The 20,231-nt window shown below is 74.4% G+C and carries 22 protein-coding genes and 1 pseudogene; 7 read left to right on the top strand and 16 right to left on the bottom strand.

Annotated features, from left to right (window positions below; genetic code table 11):
- Positions 1-84 precede the first annotated feature (84 nt).
- Positions 85-579 carry an Lrp/AsnC family transcriptional regulator gene (locus ACGFI9_RS15540; protein ID WP_393178630.1) on the bottom strand — a complete coding sequence of 165 codons (495 nt, stop codon included), beginning with the start codon at positions 577-579 and terminating at the stop codon, positions 85-87.
- A gap of 140 nt (positions 580-719) precedes the next feature.
- On the opposite strand from ACGFI9_RS15540, the gene hppD reads away from it, so the two are divergent.
- Genes hppD through hisC form a run of 4 tightly spaced genes read left to right on the top strand, consistent with a single transcriptional unit; the run spans position 720 to position 4,785 of the window.
- Complete coding sequence (gene hppD / locus ACGFI9_RS15535) at positions 720-1,925, top strand: 4-hydroxyphenylpyruvate dioxygenase (RefSeq protein WP_393178629.1); 1,206 nt, start codon at positions 720-722, stop codon at positions 1,923-1,925.
- A 10-nt stretch (positions 1,926-1,935) separates the two neighbouring features.
- Positions 1,936-2,652 carry an RDD family protein gene (locus tag ACGFI9_RS15530; protein WP_393178628.1) on the top strand — a complete coding sequence of 239 codons (717 nt, stop codon included), beginning with the start codon at positions 1,936-1,938 and terminating at the stop codon, positions 2,650-2,652.
- Between the two features lie 55 nt (positions 2,653-2,707).
- Positions 2,708-3,685 (top strand): RDD family protein, encoded by a 978-nt coding sequence (locus ACGFI9_RS15525; protein WP_393178627.1) that lies wholly within the window; start codon positions 2,708-2,710, stop codon positions 3,683-3,685.
- Positions 3,682-4,785: a histidinol-phosphate transaminase gene (gene hisC, locus ACGFI9_RS15520; protein WP_393178626.1), complete on the top strand. Its 1,104-nt coding sequence runs from the start codon at positions 3,682-3,684 to the stop codon at positions 4,783-4,785. Before ACGFI9_RS15525 ends, hisC begins: the two co-directional genes overlap by 4 nt.
- 64 nt (positions 4,786-4,849) lie before the next feature.
- On the opposite strand, the gene ACGFI9_RS15515 is transcribed toward hisC, so the two are convergent.
- The 5 genes from ACGFI9_RS15515 to ACGFI9_RS15495 form a co-directional block, all read right to left on the bottom strand.
- Entirely contained in the window at positions 4,850-6,103 is a 1,254-nt protein-coding gene (locus ACGFI9_RS15515; RefSeq protein WP_393178625.1) for a PQQ-binding-like beta-propeller repeat protein, read from the bottom strand.
- 44 nt (positions 6,104-6,147) lie between these two features.
- The gene (locus ACGFI9_RS15510; protein WP_393178624.1) at positions 6,148-6,630 is read right to left on the bottom strand and encodes an SRPBCC family protein; all 483 of its coding nucleotides are present in this window, start codon (positions 6,628-6,630) and stop codon (positions 6,148-6,150) included.
- A gap of 117 nt (positions 6,631-6,747) precedes the next feature.
- Positions 6,748-6,957 carry a DUF397 domain-containing protein gene (locus ACGFI9_RS15505; RefSeq protein ID WP_393178623.1) on the bottom strand — a complete coding sequence of 70 codons (210 nt, stop codon included), beginning with the start codon at positions 6,955-6,957 and terminating at the stop codon, positions 6,748-6,750.
- A gap of 137 nt (positions 6,958-7,094) precedes the next feature.
- Complete coding sequence (fahA, locus tag ACGFI9_RS15500) at positions 7,095-8,294, bottom strand: fumarylacetoacetase (RefSeq protein WP_393178622.1); 1,200 nt, start codon at positions 8,292-8,294, stop codon at positions 7,095-7,097.
- Entirely contained in the window at positions 8,291-9,148 is an 858-nt protein-coding gene (locus ACGFI9_RS15495) for a hypothetical protein (RefSeq protein ID WP_393178621.1), read from the bottom strand. The genes fahA and ACGFI9_RS15495 overlap by 4 nt, the downstream gene beginning before the upstream one ends.
- A gap of 94 nt (positions 9,149-9,242) precedes the next feature.
- Here ACGFI9_RS15495 and ACGFI9_RS15490 point away from each other — a divergent pair, with 94 nt between their 5' ends.
- Positions 9,243-10,409, top strand: a complete 1,167-nt coding sequence (locus ACGFI9_RS15490) for a homogentisate 1,2-dioxygenase (RefSeq protein ID WP_393178620.1) — start codon at positions 9,243-9,245, stop codon at positions 10,407-10,409.
- Between the two features lie 94 nt (positions 10,410-10,503).
- Here ACGFI9_RS15490 and ACGFI9_RS15485 read toward each other — a convergent pair whose 3' ends face one another.
- The 3 genes and pseudogenes from ACGFI9_RS15485 to ACGFI9_RS15475 all read right to left on the bottom strand — a co-directional run.
- Complete coding sequence (locus ACGFI9_RS15485; RefSeq protein ID WP_393178619.1) at positions 10,504-11,529, bottom strand: tetratricopeptide repeat protein; 1,026 nt, start codon at positions 11,527-11,529, stop codon at positions 10,504-10,506.
- A 123-nt stretch (positions 11,530-11,652) separates the two neighbouring features.
- A complete protein-coding gene (locus ACGFI9_RS15480) occupies positions 11,653-12,351 on the bottom strand; it encodes an ABATE domain-containing protein (protein ID WP_393178898.1) in 699 nt (232 codons plus the stop codon).
- Positions 12,352-13,000: pseudogene (locus ACGFI9_RS15475) on the bottom strand (BTAD domain-containing putative transcriptional regulator); the annotation flags it as partial.
- Positions 13,001-13,188: 188 nt separating this feature from the next.
- On the opposite strand from ACGFI9_RS15475, the gene ACGFI9_RS15470 reads away from it, so the two are divergent.
- Complete coding sequence (locus tag ACGFI9_RS15470; protein ID WP_393178618.1) at positions 13,189-13,716, top strand: hypothetical protein; 528 nt, start codon at positions 13,189-13,191, stop codon at positions 13,714-13,716.
- Positions 13,717-13,744: 28 nt separating this feature from the next.
- Here the strand turns inward: ACGFI9_RS15470 and ispF are convergent, their stop codons facing one another.
- Genes ispF through ACGFI9_RS15455 form a run of 3 tightly spaced genes read right to left on the bottom strand, consistent with a single transcriptional unit; the run spans position 13,745 to position 15,479 of the window.
- A complete protein-coding gene (gene ispF / locus ACGFI9_RS15465) occupies positions 13,745-14,227 on the bottom strand; it encodes a 2-C-methyl-D-erythritol 2,4-cyclodiphosphate synthase (RefSeq protein WP_393178617.1) in 483 nt (160 codons plus the stop codon).
- 16 nt (positions 14,228-14,243) lie between these two features.
- On the bottom strand, positions 14,244-14,939 hold the full coding sequence (gene ispD / locus ACGFI9_RS15460) for a 2-C-methyl-D-erythritol 4-phosphate cytidylyltransferase (RefSeq protein ID WP_393178616.1): 696 nt from the start codon (positions 14,937-14,939) through the stop codon (positions 14,244-14,246).
- A gap of 54 nt (positions 14,940-14,993) precedes the next feature.
- Positions 14,994-15,479, bottom strand: coding sequence for a CarD family transcriptional regulator (locus ACGFI9_RS15455; protein ID WP_012015454.1), 486 nt, complete (start codon positions 15,477-15,479; stop codon positions 14,994-14,996).
- 327 nt (positions 15,480-15,806) lie between these two features.
- On the opposite strand from ACGFI9_RS15455, the gene ACGFI9_RS15450 reads away from it, so the two are divergent.
- Entirely contained in the window at positions 15,807-16,529 is a 723-nt protein-coding gene (locus tag ACGFI9_RS15450; protein ID WP_393178615.1) for a hypothetical protein, read from the top strand.
- Positions 16,530-16,537: 8 nt separating this feature from the next.
- On the opposite strand, the gene ACGFI9_RS15445 is transcribed toward ACGFI9_RS15450, so the two are convergent.
- The 4 genes from ACGFI9_RS15445 to ACGFI9_RS15430 are packed head-to-tail and all read right to left on the bottom strand — an operon-like array spanning position 16,538 to position 20,220.
- A complete protein-coding gene (locus ACGFI9_RS15445; RefSeq protein ID WP_393178614.1) occupies positions 16,538-17,092 on the bottom strand; it encodes a hypothetical protein in 555 nt (184 codons plus the stop codon).
- A gap of 40 nt (positions 17,093-17,132) precedes the next feature.
- Positions 17,133-18,182 carry a type III polyketide synthase gene (locus tag ACGFI9_RS15440; RefSeq protein WP_393178613.1) on the bottom strand — a complete coding sequence of 350 codons (1,050 nt, stop codon included), beginning with the start codon at positions 18,180-18,182 and terminating at the stop codon, positions 17,133-17,135.
- A 33-nt stretch (positions 18,183-18,215) separates the two neighbouring features.
- The gene (locus ACGFI9_RS15435; protein WP_393178612.1) at positions 18,216-19,382 is read right to left on the bottom strand and encodes an acyl-CoA dehydrogenase family protein; all 1,167 of its coding nucleotides are present in this window, start codon (positions 19,380-19,382) and stop codon (positions 18,216-18,218) included.
- 43 nt (positions 19,383-19,425) lie between these two features.
- Positions 19,426-20,220: a methyltransferase domain-containing protein gene (locus tag ACGFI9_RS15430; protein WP_393178611.1), complete on the bottom strand. Its 795-nt coding sequence runs from the start codon at positions 20,218-20,220 to the stop codon at positions 19,426-19,428.
- Positions 20,221-20,231: the final 11 nt, after the last annotated feature.

Here is a 20,231-nt window from a genome sequence, read left to right as displayed (position 1 = left end):
CACACCGCACACGGTAGCGACGATCACCCCTGCGCCGACCCCCCGAACGGCCGTGTCGCGCCGCTTTCTCCGTCGGCGGTCGTGTTATGCGCCGCCGCGCGCGGCCGAGCGGACCAGGGGGAGGGTGCGGTAGGGGATCTGCTCGGCCAGCGCGATGATCGTGGAGGCGCGGCGGATGCCCTCGGACGAGACGATCTGGTCGATGACGCGCTGGAGGTCGGTGTTCGACCGGGCCACGATGCGGCAGAGCAGGTCGCTGGAGCCGGTGATGGTGTGCGCCTCCAGCACCTCCGGGATCGCCGCCAGGTGCGCGGTCACCGGGTCGTGGCCGTGCCGCTGGCTGATCTCCAGGGTCACGAAGCTGGTCACCCCGAAGCCGATCGCGGCCGGGGAGATGTCCGGGCCGAACCCGCCGATCACCCCCCGGTCGACCAGCTTGTCGAGCCGGGCCTGGACGGTGCCCCGGGCCACCCCGAGCCGGCGGGAGCACTCCAGCACCCCGATCCGCGGCTCCTCGGCGAGCAACGTGAGCAGTCGTGCATCCAGCTCGTCGAGCTGTACATCCTGACCAGCGTTCATGGGGTTTCACTTTACCGAATGCACAACATGACCAGCATTTTGGCCAACTGTTGCTCAACGAACGGCGGCGCGGCGATCCTCGCCACATCAGCACACGAACGGCGGCCCACCAGGCCGGCCGGTACGCAAGGGAGGCCACCATGACCCAGGCGATCGACCGACCCGAGTCGACCGAGGAGGTCGACGTCGACGCCCTCGTCGGCGCCGTCGACCACGACATCACCCGGGACCCGTTCCCGGTCAAGGGTCTCGACCACGTGCACTTCCTGGTCGGCAACGCCAAGCAGGCGGCCCACTACTACTCCACCGCGTTCGGCATGACCTGCGTGGCGTACCGGGGACCGGAGCAGGGCTACCGGGACCACGCCCAGTACGTGCTGACCAGCGGCTCGGCCCGGTTCGTGCTGACCGGCGCGGTCCGCCCGGACGCCGAGGGCGCCGAGCACGTGGCCCGGCACAGCGACGGCGTCTCGGACATCGCGCTGGAGGTGCCGGACGTGGACGCCGCGTACGCGCACGCCACCGCGCAGGGCGCGACCGGCCTGGTCGAGCCGCACGACGTCAGCGACGAGCACGGCACCGTCCGGCTGGCCGCCATCGCCACATACGGCGACACCCGGCACACCCTGGTCGACCGGTCCCGCTACTCCGGCCCGTTCCTGCCCGGCTTCGTGGCCCGCGGCCCGATCGTGGACCGGCAGCCGATGATCGACGCCGGCATCCAGCCGAAGCGCTTCTTCCAGGCCGTCGACCACGTGGTCGGCAACGTGGAGCTGGGCCGGATGGACGAGTGGGTCGAGTTCTACAAGCGGGTCATGGGCTTCACCAACATGGCCGAGTTCATCGGCGACGACATCGCCACCGACTACTCCGCGCTGATGAGCAAGGTGGTCGCGAACGGCACCCGCAAGGTGAAGTTCCCGCTCAACGAGCCGGCCATCGCCCGCAAGAAGTCGCAGATCGACGAGTACCTGGAGTTCTACCAGGGCCCCGGCGCCCAGCACATCGCCGTCGCCACCAACGACATCCTGGCCAGCGTCGACGCCATGCGGGCGGCCGGCGTCGAGTTCCTGGACACCCCCGACTCCTACTACGAGGACCCGGAGCTGCGCGCCCGGATCGGCGAGGTACGGGTGCCGATCGAGGAGCTGCAGTCCCGCAAGATCCTGGTGGACCGGGACGAGGACGGCTACCTGCTGCAGATCTTCACCAAGCCGGTGCAGGACCGCCCGACCGTCTTCTTCGAGCTGATCGAGCGGCACGGCTCCCTCGGCTTCGGCAAGGGCAACTTCAAGGCCCTGTTCGAGGCGATCGAGCGGGAGCAGGAGAAGCGCGGCAACCTGTAACACTGTCCGCGTGACCCAGCCTCCCCCGAGCACCCCGCCGCCGCCCGCCGGGCCCCCACCCGCGGGCGGCGGCTTCGCGCCCCCGTCCGGGCCGTACCTGCCGCCCCGGCAGCACACCCCGCCCACGTACGCCGGGCTGCCGGGCTATCCGCCGCCGCCGCCGGGGTACGTCCCCCACGCCGGTTTCGTGCCGCCCACCCTGGCCCCCAACGGGCAGCCCCTGGCCGGCTTCGGTGAGCGATTGGTGGCCTGGCTGATCGACACCGCGGTGGCCACCGTGCTCGCCATGGTGCTGTTCTTCCCGGTCTTCATCTGGCTCTGGTGGCGGATGTTCAGCGAGATGATGACGGCCAACGCGGACGGGACGGTGGCTCAGCCCGACCCGGCGCAGATGATGGGCGAGTTCGTCCTGCCGATGCTGCTCGCCGAGGCCGGGCTCCTGCTGGTGATGTTCGTCTTCTACTGGCTCTACCACGTCGAGTACGCCCGCCGGACCGGGCAGACACTGGGCAAGAAGGCGATGAAGCTCCGCATCGTGCCGCTCGACCCGGCCGCTCCCCTCACCCGGGGCGTTCTCGGCAAGCGCTACCTGGTCGAGTTCGTCGCCGGCTCGCTGGTGCCCTTCGCCAACTACGTCGACGGGTTCTGGCAGCTCTGGGACAAGCCCTGGCAGCAGTGCCTGCACGACAAGTTCGCCGGTACGGTCGTCGTTAAGGTTGCACCGTGAGCGTGAGGAGTGAGCCGGGTCTGCGAGCCCCGCAATCGCGAACTGAGCTGGCACCGTGAGCGTGCAACCCGGCTGGTACGTCGACCCCGCCGACCCCGAGACCCGCCGGTACTGGGACGGCGAGGGGTGGATCGGCGCGCCGATCCCGGTCGACGCCACCCCGCCCGAGGGCCCGCCGCCGCCCGAGCCGGCCCCCGTGGCCGCGCCGGCACCGCTTCCTCCCGGCGCTCACCCGGGCCAGCCGGGCCCCGGGCCCCAGCCGGGTCAACCCGGGACCGGCCCGTGGCCCGGGCACCCGGGCGGACCGGGACCGTGGCCGGGACAGCCGGGCGGACCGGGACCGTGGCCGGGACAGCCGACCGGCGTCGGGCAGCCGGGCGGGCCGCCCCCGGGCTGGCCGTACCCGACCTGGCCGGGCCGGCCGCCCCTGCCGCAGCCGCACGGGCTGCCGCTCGCCTCGTACGGCGCCCGGCTGGTCGCCCGCCTGATCGACTTCGGCGCGGTGTTCCTGCTCAACGTCGCGGTGAACGGCTGGTTCGTCTGGCGGTACCTCGAGGAGATCGCGCCGTACCTGCGGGAGTCGGTCCGCCGGGCGCTGGCCGGGAACAGCTCCACCGAGGGGCTGCCCCAGCCCGGCGAGCAGGCCGGTCTGCTCCAGATCGTCATCCTGCTGATCGCCACCGCGCTCTGGTTCGCGTACGAGGTGCCCTCGATGGCGGCCCGTGGGCAGACCTTCGGCAAGCGGATGATGGGTGTCCGCGCGCTGCCGGTCGAGGCAGACCAGCCGCTCGGCTTCGGCCGGGCCACCCGGCGCTGGAGCACCCTCGGCCTGCCCACCATGCTCTGGTACTGCTGCGGCCTGGGCCTGCTGCTCCAGTTCGTCGACGCGGTCTCGGTGCTCTTCGACCAGCCGCTGCGCCAGGCGCTGCACGACAAGCGCGCGCAGACCGTGGTGGTCCAGCTTCCGCGTACCAGGCCCGAACCCCGTACCACCCCGCGCGACCGCGCCAACCACCCGGGAGACACCCCATGACCGACACCGGACGTCACCAGCCTCCGCTGCGGCTGACCCGCGCCGACCTGGACGCGCTGCCCAACTACGTGCCCGGGCGCAGCCCCGCCGACCTGGCCCGCGAGCTGGGCCTGCCGGAGGCGATCAAGCTGGCCAGCAACGAGGTGCCCTACGGCCCGCTGCCAGGCGTGGTGGAGGCGGTCGCCGAGGCGGTCGCCGGTTCGCACCGCTACCCGGACATGGGCGTGGTGGCGCTCCGCCAGGCCCTCGCCGAGCGGTACGGCGTGGACGCCGACCGGATCGCCACCGGCTGCGGGTCGGTGGCGCTGGCCGAGCACCTGGTCCGGGCCACCTGCCTGCCGGGCGACGAGCTGCTCTACTCGTGGCGGTCCTTCGAGGCGTACCCGATCATCGCGGCGACCAGCGGCGCGACCAGCGTGCGGGTGCCGAACGACGCCGGCCACGGCCACGACCTCGCCTCGATGGCGGCGGCGGTGACCGACCGGACCCGGATGATCCTGGTCTGCAACCCGAACAACCCCACCGGCACCGCCGTCCGGAAGGCGGAGCTGGACCGCTTCCTCGACGCCGTGCCGGACGACGTGCTCGTGGTGATCGACGAGGCGTACCGGGAGTTCGTCACCGACCCCGAGGTGCCGGACGGCCTCAGCTACCTGGACCGGCCGAACGTGGCGGTGCTGCGCACCCTCTCCAAGGCGTGGGGGCTGGCCGGCCTGCGGATCGGCTGGCTGGTCGCCGAGCCGACCGTGGCCGCCGCCGTGCGCAAGGTCGTCACGCCCTTCTCCACCAGCATGGCCGCCCAGGCCGGCGCGCTCGCCGCGCTGGCCCAGGCCGACGAGGTCGAGCGGCGCTGCGCGCTGGTCGTGGCCGAGCGGGACCGGGTCACCGAGGCGCTGCGCAAGTTCGTCCCGGACGTGCCGGCCAGCCAGGCCAACTTCGTCTGGCTGCCGCTCGGCGACCGGGCCGTCGACTTCGGCAAGGCGTGCGAGGCGCGGGGCGTCATCGTGCGGCCGTTCCCCGGCGACGGGGTCCGGGTCACGATCGGCACCCCGGCCGAGAACGACGCCTTCCTGGCCGCCGCCGAGGCCGCGCTCGCCTGAGATGTAAGGAAGGGCCCCTTGTCAACGCCTGGCGTTGTACAAGGGGCCCCTCCTCACACTGCGCTCAGGTCGCGGCGAGCAGCACGGGCTCGGCCATCAGGAAGTACGCCTGGTCGTCGTCGTCCGGCCCGGCCCGCTCGCGGGCCCGCTCCACGGCGACGTAGCCGCCCGCCGCGTACGCCCGGCCGGGCTGCCAGCCGGTCCCGTCCCGGCCGATGTTCATCGCGAACCGGGACCGCTCCGCGCCGGTGGCCGGGTCGAGGGTCACCAGGTCCTTCCCCTCGGTCAGCAGGTGGATCCGACCGGGCTCGACCGCGATGATCCGGACCGGCCCGAGGTCGTCCCGCCGCCACAGTTCCGCGCCGGTACGCGCGGAGCGGCCGATCACCACCCCGGCCGAGGTGCCGACGACGCGCTCGCCGTCGAGTTGGGCGTCCGTACCGTCGAGCGCGGGCGCGGCCACCGGCGCACCGGAGCCCAGCAGCCAGCCCCGGCCGCTGCCGTCGCCGCGATCGGCGATGCGCAGGCCCCGGCAGCCGGAGCGCCCCTGCCGGCAGCCGACCGGCGTCACCACGAACTCCTCCGGGGCCTCCGGCGGGCGCCAGCGGGTGCGGACCGCACCGGTGGCGGCGTCCCGGAACTCGACCGCCTCCGGCCCGGCACAGGCGTCCAACCCGAGCACCTCACCGGTGGCGGTGGTGCCCGCGGCGCCGAGGCAGCCGCGCTCCCGGTCGACCCGCCAGAGCCGGCGGCCGTCGGCCAGGTCGTACCCGTCGAGCCGGCCGGCGCCGGCCACGACCAGCACGGCCCGGCCGGCGGCGGTGCGGGCGACGTGCAGCCCGGCCGGGTCCCAGACCGTCGCGGCGTAGGTGCGACGCGGCTTCGGCAGCACGCCGGGTTCCGGCCCGTCGGCCCGCCAGGCGACCCGTCCGGTACGCGCGTCCAGCGCCACCAGCTTCCGGTCGGACCAGCGGCTGACCACGGTGGTGCCGTCCGCGAACACCCCGACGAGCTTCGCCGGCCAGCGCCGGTACGACCAGAACGGGGTCACCCGGTACCGCCCGTCGGCCGGCTGGTCGGCGTACACCTGGCGGGCGCTGGCGTAGACGCGGAGGCGGCCGTCGACAACCAGCGGCGCCACCGGCAGCCGGCCGATCACCCCGGGTCCCGGGCTCGGCGCCGGCGGGTACGCGCCCCGGGCGACCGTGCTGACCTCGGCCGGCGCCAGCACCCGGTGGACCACGACGGCCGTCGCCACCGCGGCGAGCACCGCCGCGAGCGCCACCACGATCCGCCGCCGCCCCACGGGCAACCCCATGCCGCACCTCCGCCCGGCACCCTACCCAGCGGCGGCGGCAGGTCTCAGGCAGCCTCGGCGGAGCGGTTGGGCGCGACCGCCCGGGCCAGATCGTCGAGGTCGCGCCGCAGGGCGCCCTCGACCGCCCGGGCCGCCAGGCCGCCGAGGATCAGGGCCAGCACGCGGCCGTACGGGGCGGTCGGGGCGGCCTGCTGCTCCACGGTGACCTCGGTACAGCCGCGCCCCCGGCGTTCGACCGTCCGGAGCCGCCAGGTGATCCGGTAGTCCGCCCCGGCGCCGCGCGAGCTGAGCACCAGCCGCGTCGGGGCGACCGCCTCGACCACGACGAACTCCTCCGGCTCGGCGGCACCGTCCGGCCGGGCCCGGGTCTCGCACCACGCGGTGCCGGGACCGAAGCTGCCGGGGGTGAGCACGTCGACCGCGCCGACGGCGGAGAGCCACCCGGCTCGGGCGGGGAGATCGGTGAGGAGGCGCCACACGTCGACGTCCGGCGCTTCGATGAATGCGGTTACCGTCACCGTCGACATGGCACCTCCCGTGTCGTCCACGGTACGGGGCGTGAACGGGAACGGGGAGGCTTGCGGTGACATTTCCACCACCGGTGCCCCGAGCGGGGCACCGGGCTCAGGGGGCGTCGGGGTCGGTCAGCTCTGGAAGGTGCCGGACCGGATCGCGGCGACGAACGCCGTCCAGCCCGGTGGGCTGACCGCGAGCGCCGGACCGGACGGGTCCTTCGAGTCGCGTACGCCCACCACGCCGTGCGCGGCGACCACGTTCGTGGCCACCTCGACGCAGAGGCCCTGATCGTTGGAACGGCTACTGGTGCGCCAGACGGCACCGGTCAGGTCGGTCATCCTCGTTTTCTCCTGCGCTCGGGCACGCCCCCGACCGGCCGGTCGGGGGCGTGCGGAATCCGCGACGATCAACGGGGATGGCCACGCCGCCGATCGCACCCGCTGTGCGACCGGAGAGGGGCAGACGGAAGGGCGACTCAGCGGGCCGGGAGGACCGTCCCGGTGACCTCGCCGAGGGCGATCGTGGTGCCGTCCGGGCCGGGCGCGGTGGCGGTGATGGTGACCGTGTCACCGTCCTCCAGGAAGGTCCGGGTGCCGCCGTCGGCGAACTTGACCGGCTCGGCCCCGCCCCAGGTCAGCTCCAGGAACGAGCCGACCTGGCCGCGCTCCGGCCCGGAGACGGTGCCGGAGGCGTAGAGGTCCCCGGTACGCAGCGACGCGCCGTTGACGGTGAGGTGGGCGAGCTGCTGGGCCGGGGTCCAGTACATGGTGGCGAAGGGTGGCTCGGCGACCCGCTCGCCGTTCCACTCCACCGACAGGGCGAGGTCCAGCCCCAGGTGCGGGGTGTCGTGGAGGTAGTCCTGCACCGGCGGGTCCTGGTCGGGGGCGGGCACGAACGCGTCCGCGAGGGCGTCCAGCGGGGTGACCCAGGCCGAGACGGAGGTGGCGAAGGACTTGCCCAGGAACGGGCCGAGCGGCTGGTACTCCCAGGCCTGGATGTCCCGGGCGGACCAGTCGTTGACCAGCACCACGCCGAAGACGTGGTCGGCGAAGTCGTCCACCGTCACCCGGTCGCCGAGCCGGCTCGGCACCCCGACCACGAAGCCGACCTCCGCCTCGATGTCCAGCCGTACGGACGCGCCGGTGGTGGGCCCCTGCGCGGTGGCCCGCTGGCCGGTGGGCCGGACCACCGGGGTGCCGGAGACCACCACCGTGCCGGCCCGGCCGTGGTAGCCGACCGGCACGTGCTTCCAGTTGGGCAGCAGCGGCGGCTGCCCGGGGCGGAAGATCTGCCCGACGTTCGACGAGTGGTGCTCGGACGAGTAGAAGTCGACGTAGTCGGCCACCTCGAACGGCAGCAGCAGCTCCACCTCGCGCAGCGGTACCAGCAGCGGTTCCACCGCCGGCCGGTGCGCCGCGTCGGTGAGCAGCTCGGTGATCCGCTGCCGGACGGCGGTCCACTGCGGACGGCCGAGCGCCATGAAGGCGTTCAGGGTGGGGCGGCCCAGGGCCCCGGCGGCCAGCACCAGGCCGGCGTCCTCGGCGCCGGCCAGGTCCAGCACGAAGTCGCCGATGCGTACGCCGACGCGCGGCTCCTGGTCGCCACGCCGGAACACTCCGTACGGCAGGTTGGTCACGCCGTACGGCGAACCGTCGGCACCGGTCACCCAGGTCATTCGTCAAAACCCCCGTTCACCAGCCCCAGCCGGATCAGATCGGTCAGCGGTTCCTCGATGCTGCACGAGCCGTACCCCACCCAGAGGGGGCGCTCGGCGTCGCGGTGCGCCCGGGCCAGCTCGACCACGCGCACCGGGTCGGTGGCGGCGAGCAGCTCGGCGACGGCGTCGACCTCGGCGCCCTCGATGGCGGCGAGGGTCGCGCCGAGCACGTTCACGAAGCCGTGGTGGGTGAAGCCGGTCTCCGGGTCGCGGTGCCGGATCGCGTGGTGCAGCCCGGCGGTCAGCTTGAACGGCAGCTCCCGGTCCCGGCAGGCGCAGATCACCGCGGCCAGCTCGACCGGGGTCGGGAAGAGCTCGGCGGCCAGCCCGCCGGTACGGAACTTGGCGGCAAGCGGCAGCCCGCCGGCGCGCGCCTCGGCGACGGTGTCCAGCGCGCCCATCAGCCCGAAGGTCAGCGGAATCTCCGCGTACACCGTGGTGCCGGCCAGCCGCTCGGTGAGCTTGACCAGGTCCGCCAGGCCGGGCTGCGGGTCCTCGCCGCGCTTGGCGACCGGCGCCTCGACCTGCCGCACGGCGAGCCCGGGGTCCGCCTCGGCGAGCGCCCCCTCCAGCCGGCCGATCGGCACGTCACCGATCGCCCCGACCGCCAGGGTCGTCTCCGGTGCCAGGAGACCGGGCAGGTCGGGCAGGGCCGAGGCGGGCAGCAGCAGCGGGCCGACCAGGCCGGCGTACCAGCCGGCGCGGTGCCGGCGGTGGGCGGTCACCGCGTCCGGCAGCGACGCGCTGCCGGGCGGGAAGACCGCGGCGTCGTCGACCAGTCCGGTGAAGAGACGGGGCACCTGCGTTGACACGAGACAAGAATCTACGGGACGCTACGAGGAACGGACAACAGCGTCCGATTACCGGACGCCATCGGCCGGAGAACGGGACATATCGGGAGGCGAGATGCCCTACTACCGCAGCGTCGGCGAGGTGCCCCGCAAGCGCCACACCCAGTTCCGTCAGCCCGACGGCAGCCTCTACGCCGAGGAGCTGGTCGGCCAGGAGGGCTTCTCCTCCGACTCGTCGCTGCTCTACCACCGGCACGCGCCGACCGCGATCGTGGCCGCCGAGGAGTTCACCCCGCCCGCCTTCACCCGGGTGCCGAACCTGCCGCTGAAGCCACGCCACCTGCGTACCCACAAGCTCGACGGGACCGGGGCGGACCCGGTGCTCGGCCGGCAGTACCTGCTCGCCAACGACGACGTCCGGATCGCGTACGTGCTGGCCGACCAGCCGTCCCCGCTGTTCCGGGACGCCACCGGCGACCACTGCCTCTACCTGGAGTCCGGCGCGCTGCGCGTCGAGTCGCCGTTCGGCGTGCTGGACGCGGTGGCCGGCGACTACGTCATCATCCCCACCTCGACCATCCACCGCCTGGTGCCGACCGGCGACCAGCCGACCCGGCTGCTCGCCATCGAGGCGGCCGGGCACGTCGGGCCGCCCAAGCGCTACCTCTCGGTACGCGGCCAGTTCCTGGAGCACTCGCCGTACTGCGAGCGGGACGTCCGGGGACCGGACGCGCCGCTGCTGGTCGACGGCGAGGACGTCGAGGTGCTGGTCCGGCACCGGCGCGGCTGGACGCGGTACACGTACGCCCACCACCCGTTCGACGTGGTCGGCTGGGACGGGCACATGTACCCGTGGGCGTTCTCCATCCACGACTTCGAGCCGATCACCGGCCGGATCCACCAGCCGCCGCCCGTGCACCAGACCTTCCAGGGCCCGAACTTCGTGGTCTGCTCGTTCGTGCCGCGCAAGGTGGACTACCACCCGGACGCCATCCCGGTGCCGTACAACCACCACAACGTCGACTCCGACGAGATGCTCTTCTACACCGGCGGCAACTACGAGGCCCGGCGCGGCTCCGGGATCGAGCAGGGCTCGATCTCGCTCCACCCGTCCGGCTTCACCCACGGCCCGCAGCCCGGCGCGGCCGAGCGCTCCATCGGGGTGGACTTCTTCGACGAGCTGGCGGTCATGGTGGACACCTTCCGCCCGCTGGACCTGTGCGACGCCGCAGCGGCCTGCGAGGACTCCGGGTACGCCTGGACCTGGGCACGTCGTTCCTGATTGCTTGGGTTTCGGTGCAGCTAGTCACGCTGGTCACCCTTCACCCGCGCTGCCAAACGCTGAGTGACCTGTCGGGGTGCTGCCTTGTGCTGGGTCATCTGGGCGTGCGCGCGAGCACGGCGAACTCGGCGACCATCGCCACGGTGATCGACGCGACGAGCGGCCACGGGCCGCCGACCAGCGCGTAGAGCAGCAGCAGCACCGGCGCGCCGGCCACCGCGTACACCGCCAGGGCCAGGCTCCGGTCGGCGCGGACCAGCCCGGGGAGGATCGTGCCCAGCAGGCCCGGCATCCGGGCCGCGTACCGCCAGACCACCAGCGCCCCGCCGAGCGCCGACAGGGCCGCGACGACCCGGGACAGGCCCGGCGCGGCCGGGGCCAGGAAGGCGACCAGCACCGCGGCGACCAGGGACCAGCCGGCCCCGTAGAGGACCAGCCGCCGCAGCCCGTCGGAGATGGTCCGGCCCGCGTCGCCGCGCGCCGGGTCCATCGCGGCGGCCTCGGTCAGGTGCTCCAGGGCTTCCGCGTAGCGCCGCTGCTCCAGCCGGATCACGCCCATGTCGTGCCGCGCCGCGCTCAGCTCCGGGTTCAACCGCAGCGCCTCCCGGTACGCCCGCTCGGCCAGGTCGTACAGCTCCAGCCGGGCGGAGACCAGGCCGAGCACCAGGTGCGCCTGCGGCTCCTCCGGCGCCAGCTCGACGCCCCGCCAGGCGGCGTTCAGCGCCTGCTGGCCGTTGCGCGAGCCGGACAGGATCGCGGCGGCGCTGCGCTGGGCGTACGCGTCGGTCGGGCCGAGCGCCAGGATCTCGTCCGCGGTGCTCGCGGCGGCCTTCCACCGGCCCAGGTCCACCAGGGCGAATCCGCGCGCCACCAGCGGCGGTACGGCGGTCGGCGCGGCCGACACGGCCGCCTCGGCGGCGTCGAGCGCCTCGGCCGACCGGTCCGTGGCCAGGTGCATCCGGGCCAGCATGGTCAACGCCTCGGCGTTGCCCGGGTCGGTCGCGATCAGCGAGCTGAGTTCGCCGACGGCCTCGTCGTACCGGCCCAGCTCGGCGAGGAGCTGGGCGCGCTGGAGGTAGCCGTCGGCTGCGGACTGGTCGGAGGCGGCGTCACTCGACATCCCGGCGAGCGTAGCCGCCCGCGCCCCGTCCCGCCGACCAGTGCACCCGCCGCGCCCCGCCCCGGGTCGTCGGCACCGGCGGGCGGCGCCGCGCCGGCCAGGGCGGCCGGCCGGGAGCCGGCGTCAGGCGCTGCGGCAGGGCAGCCCGGCCGTCCGGCCGCCGCAGGTGCCGAGGCTGCACCAGCGGCGCAGGCCGGTCTCGTCGAGGAAAAGCCAGCCGCACCGCTCGTCGGGACAGGCCCGGACGGTGAGCCGGCGCGGGTCGGCGAGCAGTTGCGCGGCGCTCCACGCGGCGGCGTGCAGGGGCAGCCGGAGACCGCCGCGGAGCTCCGGCCACCAGCGGCCCCGGCCGTCGGCCTCCCGGCGGAACACCATCGTCCCGGCGGCGGCCTCCGCGTACCGGGCGACCGTGTCGAAGGCCGACCGGTCCTCCGGGTGGCGCAGGCAGGCGTACAGCGCGGCACGCAGCGCGCGGGCCTCGGCGAGCACGCCGTCGGCCGCGGTGGGGTCGCGCCGGGCGAGGTGGAGCAGCCGACTCACGGAGACCTCGTCGGTCAGTCCGACGTGGCCGCTCCACACGGCCAGGGTCCGATAGCCGCGCAGCCACTCGCCGCGGGGCGGCGCCGGCTCGTGACCCCAACCCGCGAAGGTGTTGCAGAAGTCGAGCGCCGGATGCCCACCGACACTCCACGGCAGGCTCTCGTCGCGTACCCGGACCTCGAACATCGGCCGGCCCGGACGGTCGAGCCGGTCGTCACCGTCGAGGACCCGGCGGTGCACCTCGCGCAGCCGCGAGCCCGGCTCGACCCCGAGGTCCGCCACGAGGAGTTCCCGGGTGGTCCGGTAGAGCCGTAGGGCGTCGGCCCGCCCGGTGCAGGGCGGTCATCAGCGTGGCGACGAGCTGTTCCCGGGTCGGGTGGCGCGCCACCAGCGGGGCCAGTTCACCGATCGCCCGGCTGTGCTGGCCCAGCGCGAGCCGCGCCTCCGCCCGCAGCTCGGCGCCGACCAGGCGCAGCTCCTCCACCGGGCCCGCGAGCCGTTCCCGCAGCTCGTCGTCGGCCGTGTCGGCGAGCAGCGGGCCCCGCCAGAGGTCCAGCGCCCGGTCGAGCAGGCGGACCCGCTCGGCGGGATCCCCCACCTCGCCCGCCCGCCGGATCAAGCCGGCGAAGTCCCGCACGTCGACGTGATGCTCGTCGGCCTCGACCAGGTAACCCTCGCCGCGGGTGCTGATCCGCACCCCGTACGGCGTCAGGGACGACCGCAACCGCCCGATGTACGTGTGCACGGCACCCCGGGCCGAGGCCGGTGGCGAGCCGTGCCAGAGCAGGTCGATCAGGCGGTCGGTGCCGACCAGCCGGCCGGGTTCGAGCAGCAGCACGCCGAGGAGGCAGCGCTCCTGACGCCGGCTGCCGACCTCGACGGGCCGACCGTCATGGCGGGCCTCGAACGGTCCGAGCAGGCGGAAGTCCATGTCACCTGAAACCGCCTGGCCCGCGCCGGAGGTTGTCGGTCCGGTGAGCCGGTGGTGTGTCCGCCGGCCGCCGGCCGCTCGGCACCGCCGCCGAACCCGCCGGTCGAGGCAGGTCGCGCGGTGAGCGGACGGTGAGTGGGCCCGGTGACGCTGGGCCCGTCCCACACGGAAGAACGGATGGAGTGATCATGCGTTTCCTGAAGACCGTCGGAGCGGCGCTGGCCGCGGCGGCACTCGTCGCGGCCGGGCCGGCCCCGGCGTCCGCAGCGAGCGGCGACATCGCCCCCGGGGCCTGGGAGCCGGCGCCGCAGGAGGAGTTCGAGCTGCCCGCCGGGGCGCGCTGCGACTTCGCCGTACGGTCGGAGTCGATCGTGGACGAGGTCCGGAAGCTGACGGTGTCGAGGTACCCGGACGGCTCCCCGGAACGGGAGCTCTACCAGGGTGCGCTCATCGGACGGCTGACCAACCTGGAGACCGGGGCCAGCACGATCACCGACGCGAGCGGCAGCGCCCGGATCGAGTACGGCACCGACGGCTCGATGACCTGGTACGTGACCGGCCCGGTGCTGATCGGTTTCCGGGAGAACGGCGGCAGCCTGCCGAAGGGCCTGTACATCATCGACGGCGAGTACGTCCTCGCGTTCAGCCCGACCGGCATCAAGACCCTCACGATGCGGCACGGCACCGTGCACGACCTCTGCGCGGATCTCGCCTGACCCGGCCGTACCGGGAGCTCCGGCCGGCTCAGTCGGCCGGGGCCTCGTACACCAGGGCCACGGCGATGCCGGTCAGCCCCTCGCCGCGCCCGGTGAAGCCGAGCCCGTCGGTGGTGGCGGCGGAGACCGTGACCGGCGCGCCCACCGCCGCGGAGAGCACCCGCTGCGCCTCCTCCCGGCGCGGGCCGATCTTGGGGCGGTTGCCGATCACCTGCACCGACACGTTGCCGATCCCGAAGCCGGCGGCCCGGACCCGCCGGGCGCTCTCGGTGAGCAGCGCCACGCCGGACGCGCCGGCCCACTCCGGCTGGTCCACGCCGAAGTTCGCGCCCAGGTCACCGAGGCCGGCCGCGGAGAGCAGGGCGTTGCAGGCGGCGTGCGCCGCCACGTCGGCGTCCGAGTGGCCGGCCAGGCCGTCCTGGCCCGGCCAGTGCAGGCCGGCCACCCAGCAGGGCCGCCCGGCCTCGAAGGCGTGCACGTCCGTGCCGATGGCCACCCGAGGAACGATCATGAGCCGAGGGTACGCGTCAGGCGCCGGCTGAGAGCAGGTGCTCGGCGAGGGCCAGGTCGAACGGCCGGGTGATCTTCAGGGCCAGCTCGGACCCGGGTACGCAGACCACCGGGACGCCCTGTTTCTCGACCAGACCGGCGTCGTCGGTCAGCGGGTCGCCGGCCGCCTCGTGAGCGGCGGCCAGCACCGAGCGGCGGAAGCCCTGCGGGGTCTGCACCGCCCGGAGGGCGGAACGGTCCACCGTGCCGAGGACCCGCTCGCCGGGGTCGACCTCCTTGATCGTGTCGACCACCGGGAGGACCGGGATCACCGCGTCATGGCCGGAGCGGACCGCCGCGGCGACCGATTCGACCAGCTCGGGCGGGGTGAGGGCGCGGGCCGCGTCGTGCACCAGGACGATCTCCGGCCCGGGCGGGACGGCGGCCAGCGCGGCGGCCACCGAGGCCTGCCGCTCGGCGCCACCGGGCACCACGGTTACCGGGGCCACCGGCGCGAGCAGCTCCCGGACCGACTCGACGTCGGGCGCGGGGGCGGCCACCACGATCACGCGCACCGAGGACGCTCCCGCGATCCGGCGTACCGCGTGCACCAGCAGCGGCTCGCCGGCCAGCGGCCGGAGCGCCTTCGGCGCGCCGGGCCCGAGGCGTACGCCGGCACCGGCCGCAGGAACAAGGACCGCGACGTCACCGCGCGGATTGAGCTGCGCGGTCACGTCGCGGTCCTCGGATTTCTTTGCTACGGGGTGGGTACGACGATGCTGTGGGAATCAGGCCTCGGTCAGGACCTTGTCGAGCAGCGTCTCCGCCTCGTCCTTGGTGCTCTTCTCGGCCAGCGCGACCTCGCCGACGAGAATGTCCCGGGCCTTGGCGAGCATGCGCTTCTCACCCGCGGAAAGACCCCGCTCCCGCTCCCGGCGCCACAGGTCGCGGACGACCTCGGCGACCTTCAGCGGGTTGCCGGAGGCCAGCTTCTCCAGATTCGCCTTGTAACGCCGCGACCAGTTGGTCGGCTCCTCGGTGTGCGGAGCACGGAGCACGTCGAAGACCTTGCCCAGGCCCTCTTCGCCGACCACTTCGCGCACACCCACGATCTCGGCGTTCTCAGCGGGCACCCGGACCGTCAGGTCACCCTGCGCGACCCTCAGGACGAGGTACTGCTTTTCCTCACCCTTGATGACCCGAGTCTCGATTGCCTCGATGAGTGCGGCCCCGTGGTGGGGGTAAACAACGGTCTCGCCGACACTGAAAACCATAGGTTCGAAACCCCTTTCGCTGTGTCTAGGGTAACACGCTCAGGCACCGATGTCCCACCGCTGTCCTGACCGTTGGCGCAGCTCAGGGGCCCTGTGAGAGGTATTTCTTCAGCTTGACAGGCGGTCAAACCGATGGTTTCGACACGCTCCGTGACGACCGGATGACAACCGGGTGCGACTGGCAGGAGCGTCGATATCTAGGGCGATGCGCTCTTCCCATGGTAGCTCCGGAACACGAGGTGCGCCCAGGTGTGGCGGTACGCGGACCGGTGCGGGACGCTTGAGGTGGACGTGACGTCCGCTCCCGAGACGGTTCCTGGGGGTCCGATGGGCATGCCTGACGCTGAAGGCCAAGGGCCGCCGGACGGGCTGCCCGGCCTGCCCCCCGAATGGGGTCGGGTGGTCGTACCCGACGACGCCTCGGCGCTCGCCCACGAGGCCCGCCAGGTCCGCCGCGAGCTGCGCCGCCAGCACCGGCGTACCGGATGGCGCCGCCGCCTCGGGCTCGTCCCCGGGCCGGACGGGCGCCCCCCGCTCGGGCTGCCGATCCTGGCCCTCCTGGTCTCGGTCCTGATCACCCTCACCGGGTTGGCCGCGGTGACCTGGCCCCGGTCGACGCGCTCCGGTGGCAGCCCCACCGTCGTCCCGTACCCGACGGCCAGCCTGGCCGTGATCGGGCCGCTGCCGGCACTGGACCTGGTCGACACCGGGAACTCCCCGGTGTCGCTGCGCAGCCTGCTGCCCGCGATGATCGTCCTGATCGACGCGTGCGCCTGCCCGGAGCGGGTCACCGAGGCGGCCGCCGCCGCGCCGGCGGGCGTCACCGTGGTCACCGTCACCGAGGGCCGGAAGGCGGAGACCTCGCCCGTCCCCGGGGTACGCGCCCTCGCCGACCCGGCCGGCGGCCTGCGGGCCTACGTCCACCTCGCCCCGCACCCCGGCACCGCCACCGCCCTGCTGGTGGACCGCGAGGGCACGCTGGTCCGGGTGGTGCCGGAGCTGGGGCCGGTCGGGGCGTACCGGGACGACCTGGTCAAGCTCGCCGCCTGATCCTCGGGTCAGGACAGCTGGGCGAGCCGGGCATCCAGGTCGACCTCGCCCTCCTCGGCGCTGAACCGGACCAGCAGCGGGGAACCCGTGGACTCGACCACGGAGGACGCCGAGCCCTCGCCACAGCGCACGTTGCTCGGCGGCGGGTCGTACCCTGCCCCGGAGAACTCGACCACGACCGCCCCGGGGCCCGAACACCGGACGCTCAACAGGTACTGCCCGACATCCGCCGTGCTGCTCTGCCGGGCGAGCGGCGGCCTCCCGGGCACCAGGTGGGACCGCTCGTGCCACAGCTCCAACGCCGCGCCCGTGCCGGGCGGGTCGCTCGGTCCGACGTGCACGACCACCCGGTCCCCCGGGTCCGAGCTGGGCAGCACCTCGCCGAGGACCGGGTCGGCCAGCCGTACCCCCGGTTCGAGGAACGCGTCGCGGGACGGGCTGGGCGACGGGCCGGTCGGGCCGAGGGCCGGCGCCGAGCCCTGCCACCACCACCCGCCGGCGGCCAGCGCCGCCGCGGTCAGCCCGGCCAGCAGCGCGGTGCGTACCCGATCGTCGGGAGCCATGCGGTGAGGGTAGCGGCGCCGGCTCGCCGGCACCGCCCCGTCAGTCCGCCCGGTCCAGCAGCGCCGCGTACAGGGTGAGGCCCGGTCCGAAGGCGAGCATCACGATCCGCTCCGGTGGGCGCGCGGCCCGGCGCAGCCGGTCGAGGATCAACAGCACCGTCGGCGACGAGCAGTTGCCCTGCTCGTCCAGGGTGGCCCGGGAGGCCGCGAGCGCCTCCGGCGGCAGGGCCAGCTCGCGTTCCACCACGTTGAGGATGCGCGGGCCGCCCGGGTGCACCGCCCAGCCGTCCACCTCGGCCACCGTCCGCCCGTGCCGGGCCAGCAGGTCGTCGACCAGGCCCCGGACGTGGCGCGAGAGCACCTGCGGCACCTTCGGCGACAGTCCCATCCGGAAGCCGGTGTCGGTGACGTCCCAGGTCATGTGGTCCGCGGTCGAGGTGTCGGTGACCGAGGTGACCTCGCGCAGCGCGTACCCCCGGCCGCCGGGGACCAGCACGGCGGCGACCGCGGCGTCCGAGAAGAGCGCGTGCGAGACGATCTGCTGGGTGTCCACCCGGGCGCTCGCCGGCTGGATGTGCAGGCTGGTCAGCTCGGCGCAGAGCAGCAGCGCCGGACGGCCCCGGGCGGTGACGAAGTCGCTCGCCGCGCCCAGCCCGGGCAGCGCCGCGTAGCAGCCCATGTGGCCGACGAACATGCGCTGGGTGTCCGGGGCCATGCCGAGGTCCCGGGCGAGCAGGATGTCCAGCCCCGGCGTGGCGTAGCCGGTGCACGAGCAGACGACGAAGAGGCCGATGTCACCGGCGTCCAGGCCGGCGGCGGTGAGGGCCCGGCTCACCGCCTCCTTGCCGAGCGGCAGCGCCTCGACCTGGTAGCGCCGCATCCGGCGTTCCGTCGGCCACTCCGAGACGTCCTCGAGCAGCGGGTTCACCGCCGCGGCGCGACGGGACACCCCGGAGTTGGCGAAGATCCGCTCGGCCAGCGCCCGGGTGGTCCCGGAGAAGTGCTTGGCGAAGAACCCCGTCCAGAGTTCGTCCTGCGCGGCGGCCGGCGGCTGCGCCGTACCCAGGCCCGCGATCACCGGCACGCCCATCTCCCCCACTCTCTCGGTCCCGTTCCCCACGCCTCACCAACGAGGAGTGGCCGTGTCGCGGTCCGGGTCGCCGCCCAGCACCGCGACGCCCAGCCAGTCCGCGCAGACGTCCGAGGTGGCCGGGTGCAGCGAGCCGCACCGGGCGTCCCGGTAGAGCCGTTCCAGCGGATGGCCCCGGCGGGTGGCCGAGGTGCCGGCCGCCTCCAGCATGGACGCCGCCACCTCGGCGGCGGTGGTGCCCGCCAGCAGCTTCGCCCGCCACACCCAGCGGTTGGTCTCCGCGCCCCCAGGTGCCTCGTCCACCCGGCGGGCCGCCTCGGCGACCACCAGCTCGGCCGCCGCCACCGCCGCGTCCGCCCGACCGAGCCGGGCCCGTACTGCCGGGAGCCCGCCCAGGTCGCGGGCGTTCAGGTGCTCGGCGGCGGCCTCGATTGCGGCCCGGGCCACCCCCACGTAGACGGCGGCGTAGCTGGCCACCAGCCAGTGCGGCATGAGCTGGGCGACCACCAGGGCCAGCCCCTCCACCCCGCCGAGCAGCCGGTCGGCCGGGACGGTGACGTCCAGGTGCAGGTCGTGCGAGGAGGTGGCGCGCATGCCGAGCGAGTCCCAGGTGGGCTCGACCGTGATCCCCTCCCCGGCCGGCACGAGGAACTGGGAGACCACCGACGGGTCGGTGGCGCTGCGGGCCGCCACCAGGTAGCCGTCCGGGTGCCCGGCGCCGGAGCAGAAGGTCTTCGCCCCCTTGATGTGCCAGCCGCCCTCGACCGGCTCGTACACCGTGCTGAGCCGGGACAACCGGGCACCGGCGCCGCGCTCGCTCATCGCCACCGCGTACCAGGCGCCCTCGGCCGCCGCGCGGAGCAGCCGGTCCCGGGCGGCCAGCGCCTCGTCCGGGATGCCGAGCGCCTCGGCCAGTTCCTCGGTGACCGCGCCGAGCGCCCCGGTGACCGAGGCGTGCATGTTGAACACCAGGGCGGTCGCCCCGTTGCCCCGCGCCAGCTCGGTGGCGACGGCGGCGTACTCGGCGAAGGTCGCCCCCGCCCCGCCCAGCTCGCGGGGCACCATCAGCCCGAAGAGCCCGGCCTCCCGCAGGTCGGCGAAGTCGTCGACCGGGAAGGAGCCGTCCCGGTCGTGGTCCGCCGCGCGGGCGGCCAGTCGCGGCGCCAACCGACGGGCCGCCTCCAGCGCGTGCACAGACATCGAACCCCCTTCTCGGCGTCCCCTCTACCCCGGCCCGCCCCGGCTATCCGCTGCGTACCCCGTGCCCCTGGTAGAGCACGGCGGTGGACCAGGTCGGCACGATCCGCGGCTCCGCGCCCGCCGTCCTCCCCGGACGGCCGGCCGCCGGGACCCCGGGCGCGGTCGGCGTAGCGCCGCGCAGCCGGCGCAGCAGCCAGGCCAGCGTGCCGCCGAACGCCGGACGGATCCCGCGCACGCGCAGCTCGACACCGTGCCGGGCGCACTCGGTGACCAGCGCGCGGGCGTCCACGAACAACCGTGGGTCGTGGATGCCCCGGGGCACGGTGGGCAGTCGCTCGCCGATCTCCACCGCGATCAGGCGGGCCAGCAGGGTGTCGTTCAGGGTGTCCAGCACCAGCAGGCCGCCGGGCCGCAGCAGCCGGCACGCCTCGGCGACCGTGCGCCGCCAGTCCGGTACGTGTTCCAGCAGCTCACCGGCGGACACCACGTCCGCGCAGCGGTCCGCGAGCGGTACCGCGGTCGCGTCGGCGTGGAGCACGGTCACCCCGTGCGGGACGGCCTGGTCGAGGGCGGACCGGGTCAGGTCCACCCCGACGTGCCGGTAGCCCTTGCCGGCCAGGTGCGGGGCGAGCAGCCCGGCGCCACAGCCGAGGTCGACCAGCAGGGCGTCCCTCCTGGACGCCGGCGGCACCAGCGCGGCGCGGGCCCGGGCCAGCCAGTGCAGCATCGCGAACGCGCCGTCCGGGCGCCACCACTCGTCGACCAGGTCGTCGTACTGCCGGGGATCGTTGGGCGGCAGCGCCCGGGGCGATGTGGACACCGGGGCCGCAGCACACATGCACCGAGCGT

Origin of the sequence: Micromonospora sp. NPDC048930 (genome assembly GCF_043197935.1) — a bacterium.
Classification (GTDB): Bacteria; Actinomycetota; Actinomycetes; order Mycobacteriales; family Micromonosporaceae; genus Micromonospora.
Note: the sequence above shows the minus strand (reverse complement) of the source record. Positions and strands in the feature narration are given on the sequence as shown.

Coding starts and splice junctions, on each gene's coding strand:
- fahA (WP_393178622.1), bottom strand. CDS start 8,294: ATGACCTGGGTGACCGGTGCCGACGGTTCGCCGTACGGCGTGACCAAC.
- ACGFI9_RS15455 (WP_012015454.1), bottom strand. CDS start 15,479: ATGGTTTTCAGTGTCGGCGAGACCGTTGTTTACCCCCACCACGGGGCC.
- ispF (WP_393178617.1), bottom strand. CDS start 14,227: ATGATCGTTCCTCGGGTGGCCATCGGCACGGACGTGCACGCCTTCGAG.
- ACGFI9_RS15510 (WP_393178624.1), bottom strand. CDS start 6,630: ATGTCGACGGTGACGGTAACCGCATTCATCGAAGCGCCGGACGTCGAC.
- hppD (WP_393178629.1), top strand. CDS start 720: ATGACCCAGGCGATCGACCGACCCGAGTCGACCGAGGAGGTCGACGTC.
- ACGFI9_RS15540 (WP_393178630.1), bottom strand. CDS start 579: ATGAACGCTGGTCAGGATGTACAGCTCGACGAGCTGGATGCACGACTG.
- ACGFI9_RS15515 (WP_393178625.1), bottom strand. CDS start 6,103: ATGGGGTTGCCCGTGGGGCGGCGGCGGATCGTGGTGGCGCTCGCGGCG.
- ACGFI9_RS15435 (WP_393178612.1), bottom strand. CDS start 19,382: ATGTCTGTGCACGCGCTGGAGGCGGCCCGTCGGTTGGCGCCGCGACTG.
- hisC (WP_393178626.1), top strand. CDS start 3,682: ATGACCGACACCGGACGTCACCAGCCTCCGCTGCGGCTGACCCGCGCC.
- ACGFI9_RS15490 (WP_393178620.1), top strand. CDS start 9,243: ATGCCCTACTACCGCAGCGTCGGCGAGGTGCCCCGCAAGCGCCACACC.
- ACGFI9_RS15440 (WP_393178613.1), bottom strand. CDS start 18,182: ATGGGCGTGCCGGTGATCGCGGGCCTGGGTACGGCGCAGCCGCCGGCC.
- ACGFI9_RS15445 (WP_393178614.1), bottom strand. CDS start 17,092: ATGGCTCCCGACGATCGGGTACGCACCGCGCTGCTGGCCGGGCTGACC.
- ACGFI9_RS15450 (WP_393178615.1), top strand. CDS start 15,807: ATGGGCATGCCTGACGCTGAAGGCCAAGGGCCGCCGGACGGGCTGCCC.
- ACGFI9_RS15505 (WP_393178623.1), bottom strand. CDS start 6,957: ATGACCGACCTGACCGGTGCCGTCTGGCGCACCAGTAGCCGTTCCAAC.
- ACGFI9_RS15430 (WP_393178611.1), bottom strand. CDS start 20,220: ATGTGTGCTGCGGCCCCGGTGTCCACATCGCCCCGGGCGCTGCCGCCC.
- ACGFI9_RS15470 (WP_393178618.1), top strand. CDS start 13,189: ATGCGTTTCCTGAAGACCGTCGGAGCGGCGCTGGCCGCGGCGGCACTC.
- ACGFI9_RS15485 (WP_393178619.1), bottom strand. CDS start 11,529: ATGTCGAGTGACGCCGCCTCCGACCAGTCCGCAGCCGACGGCTACCTC.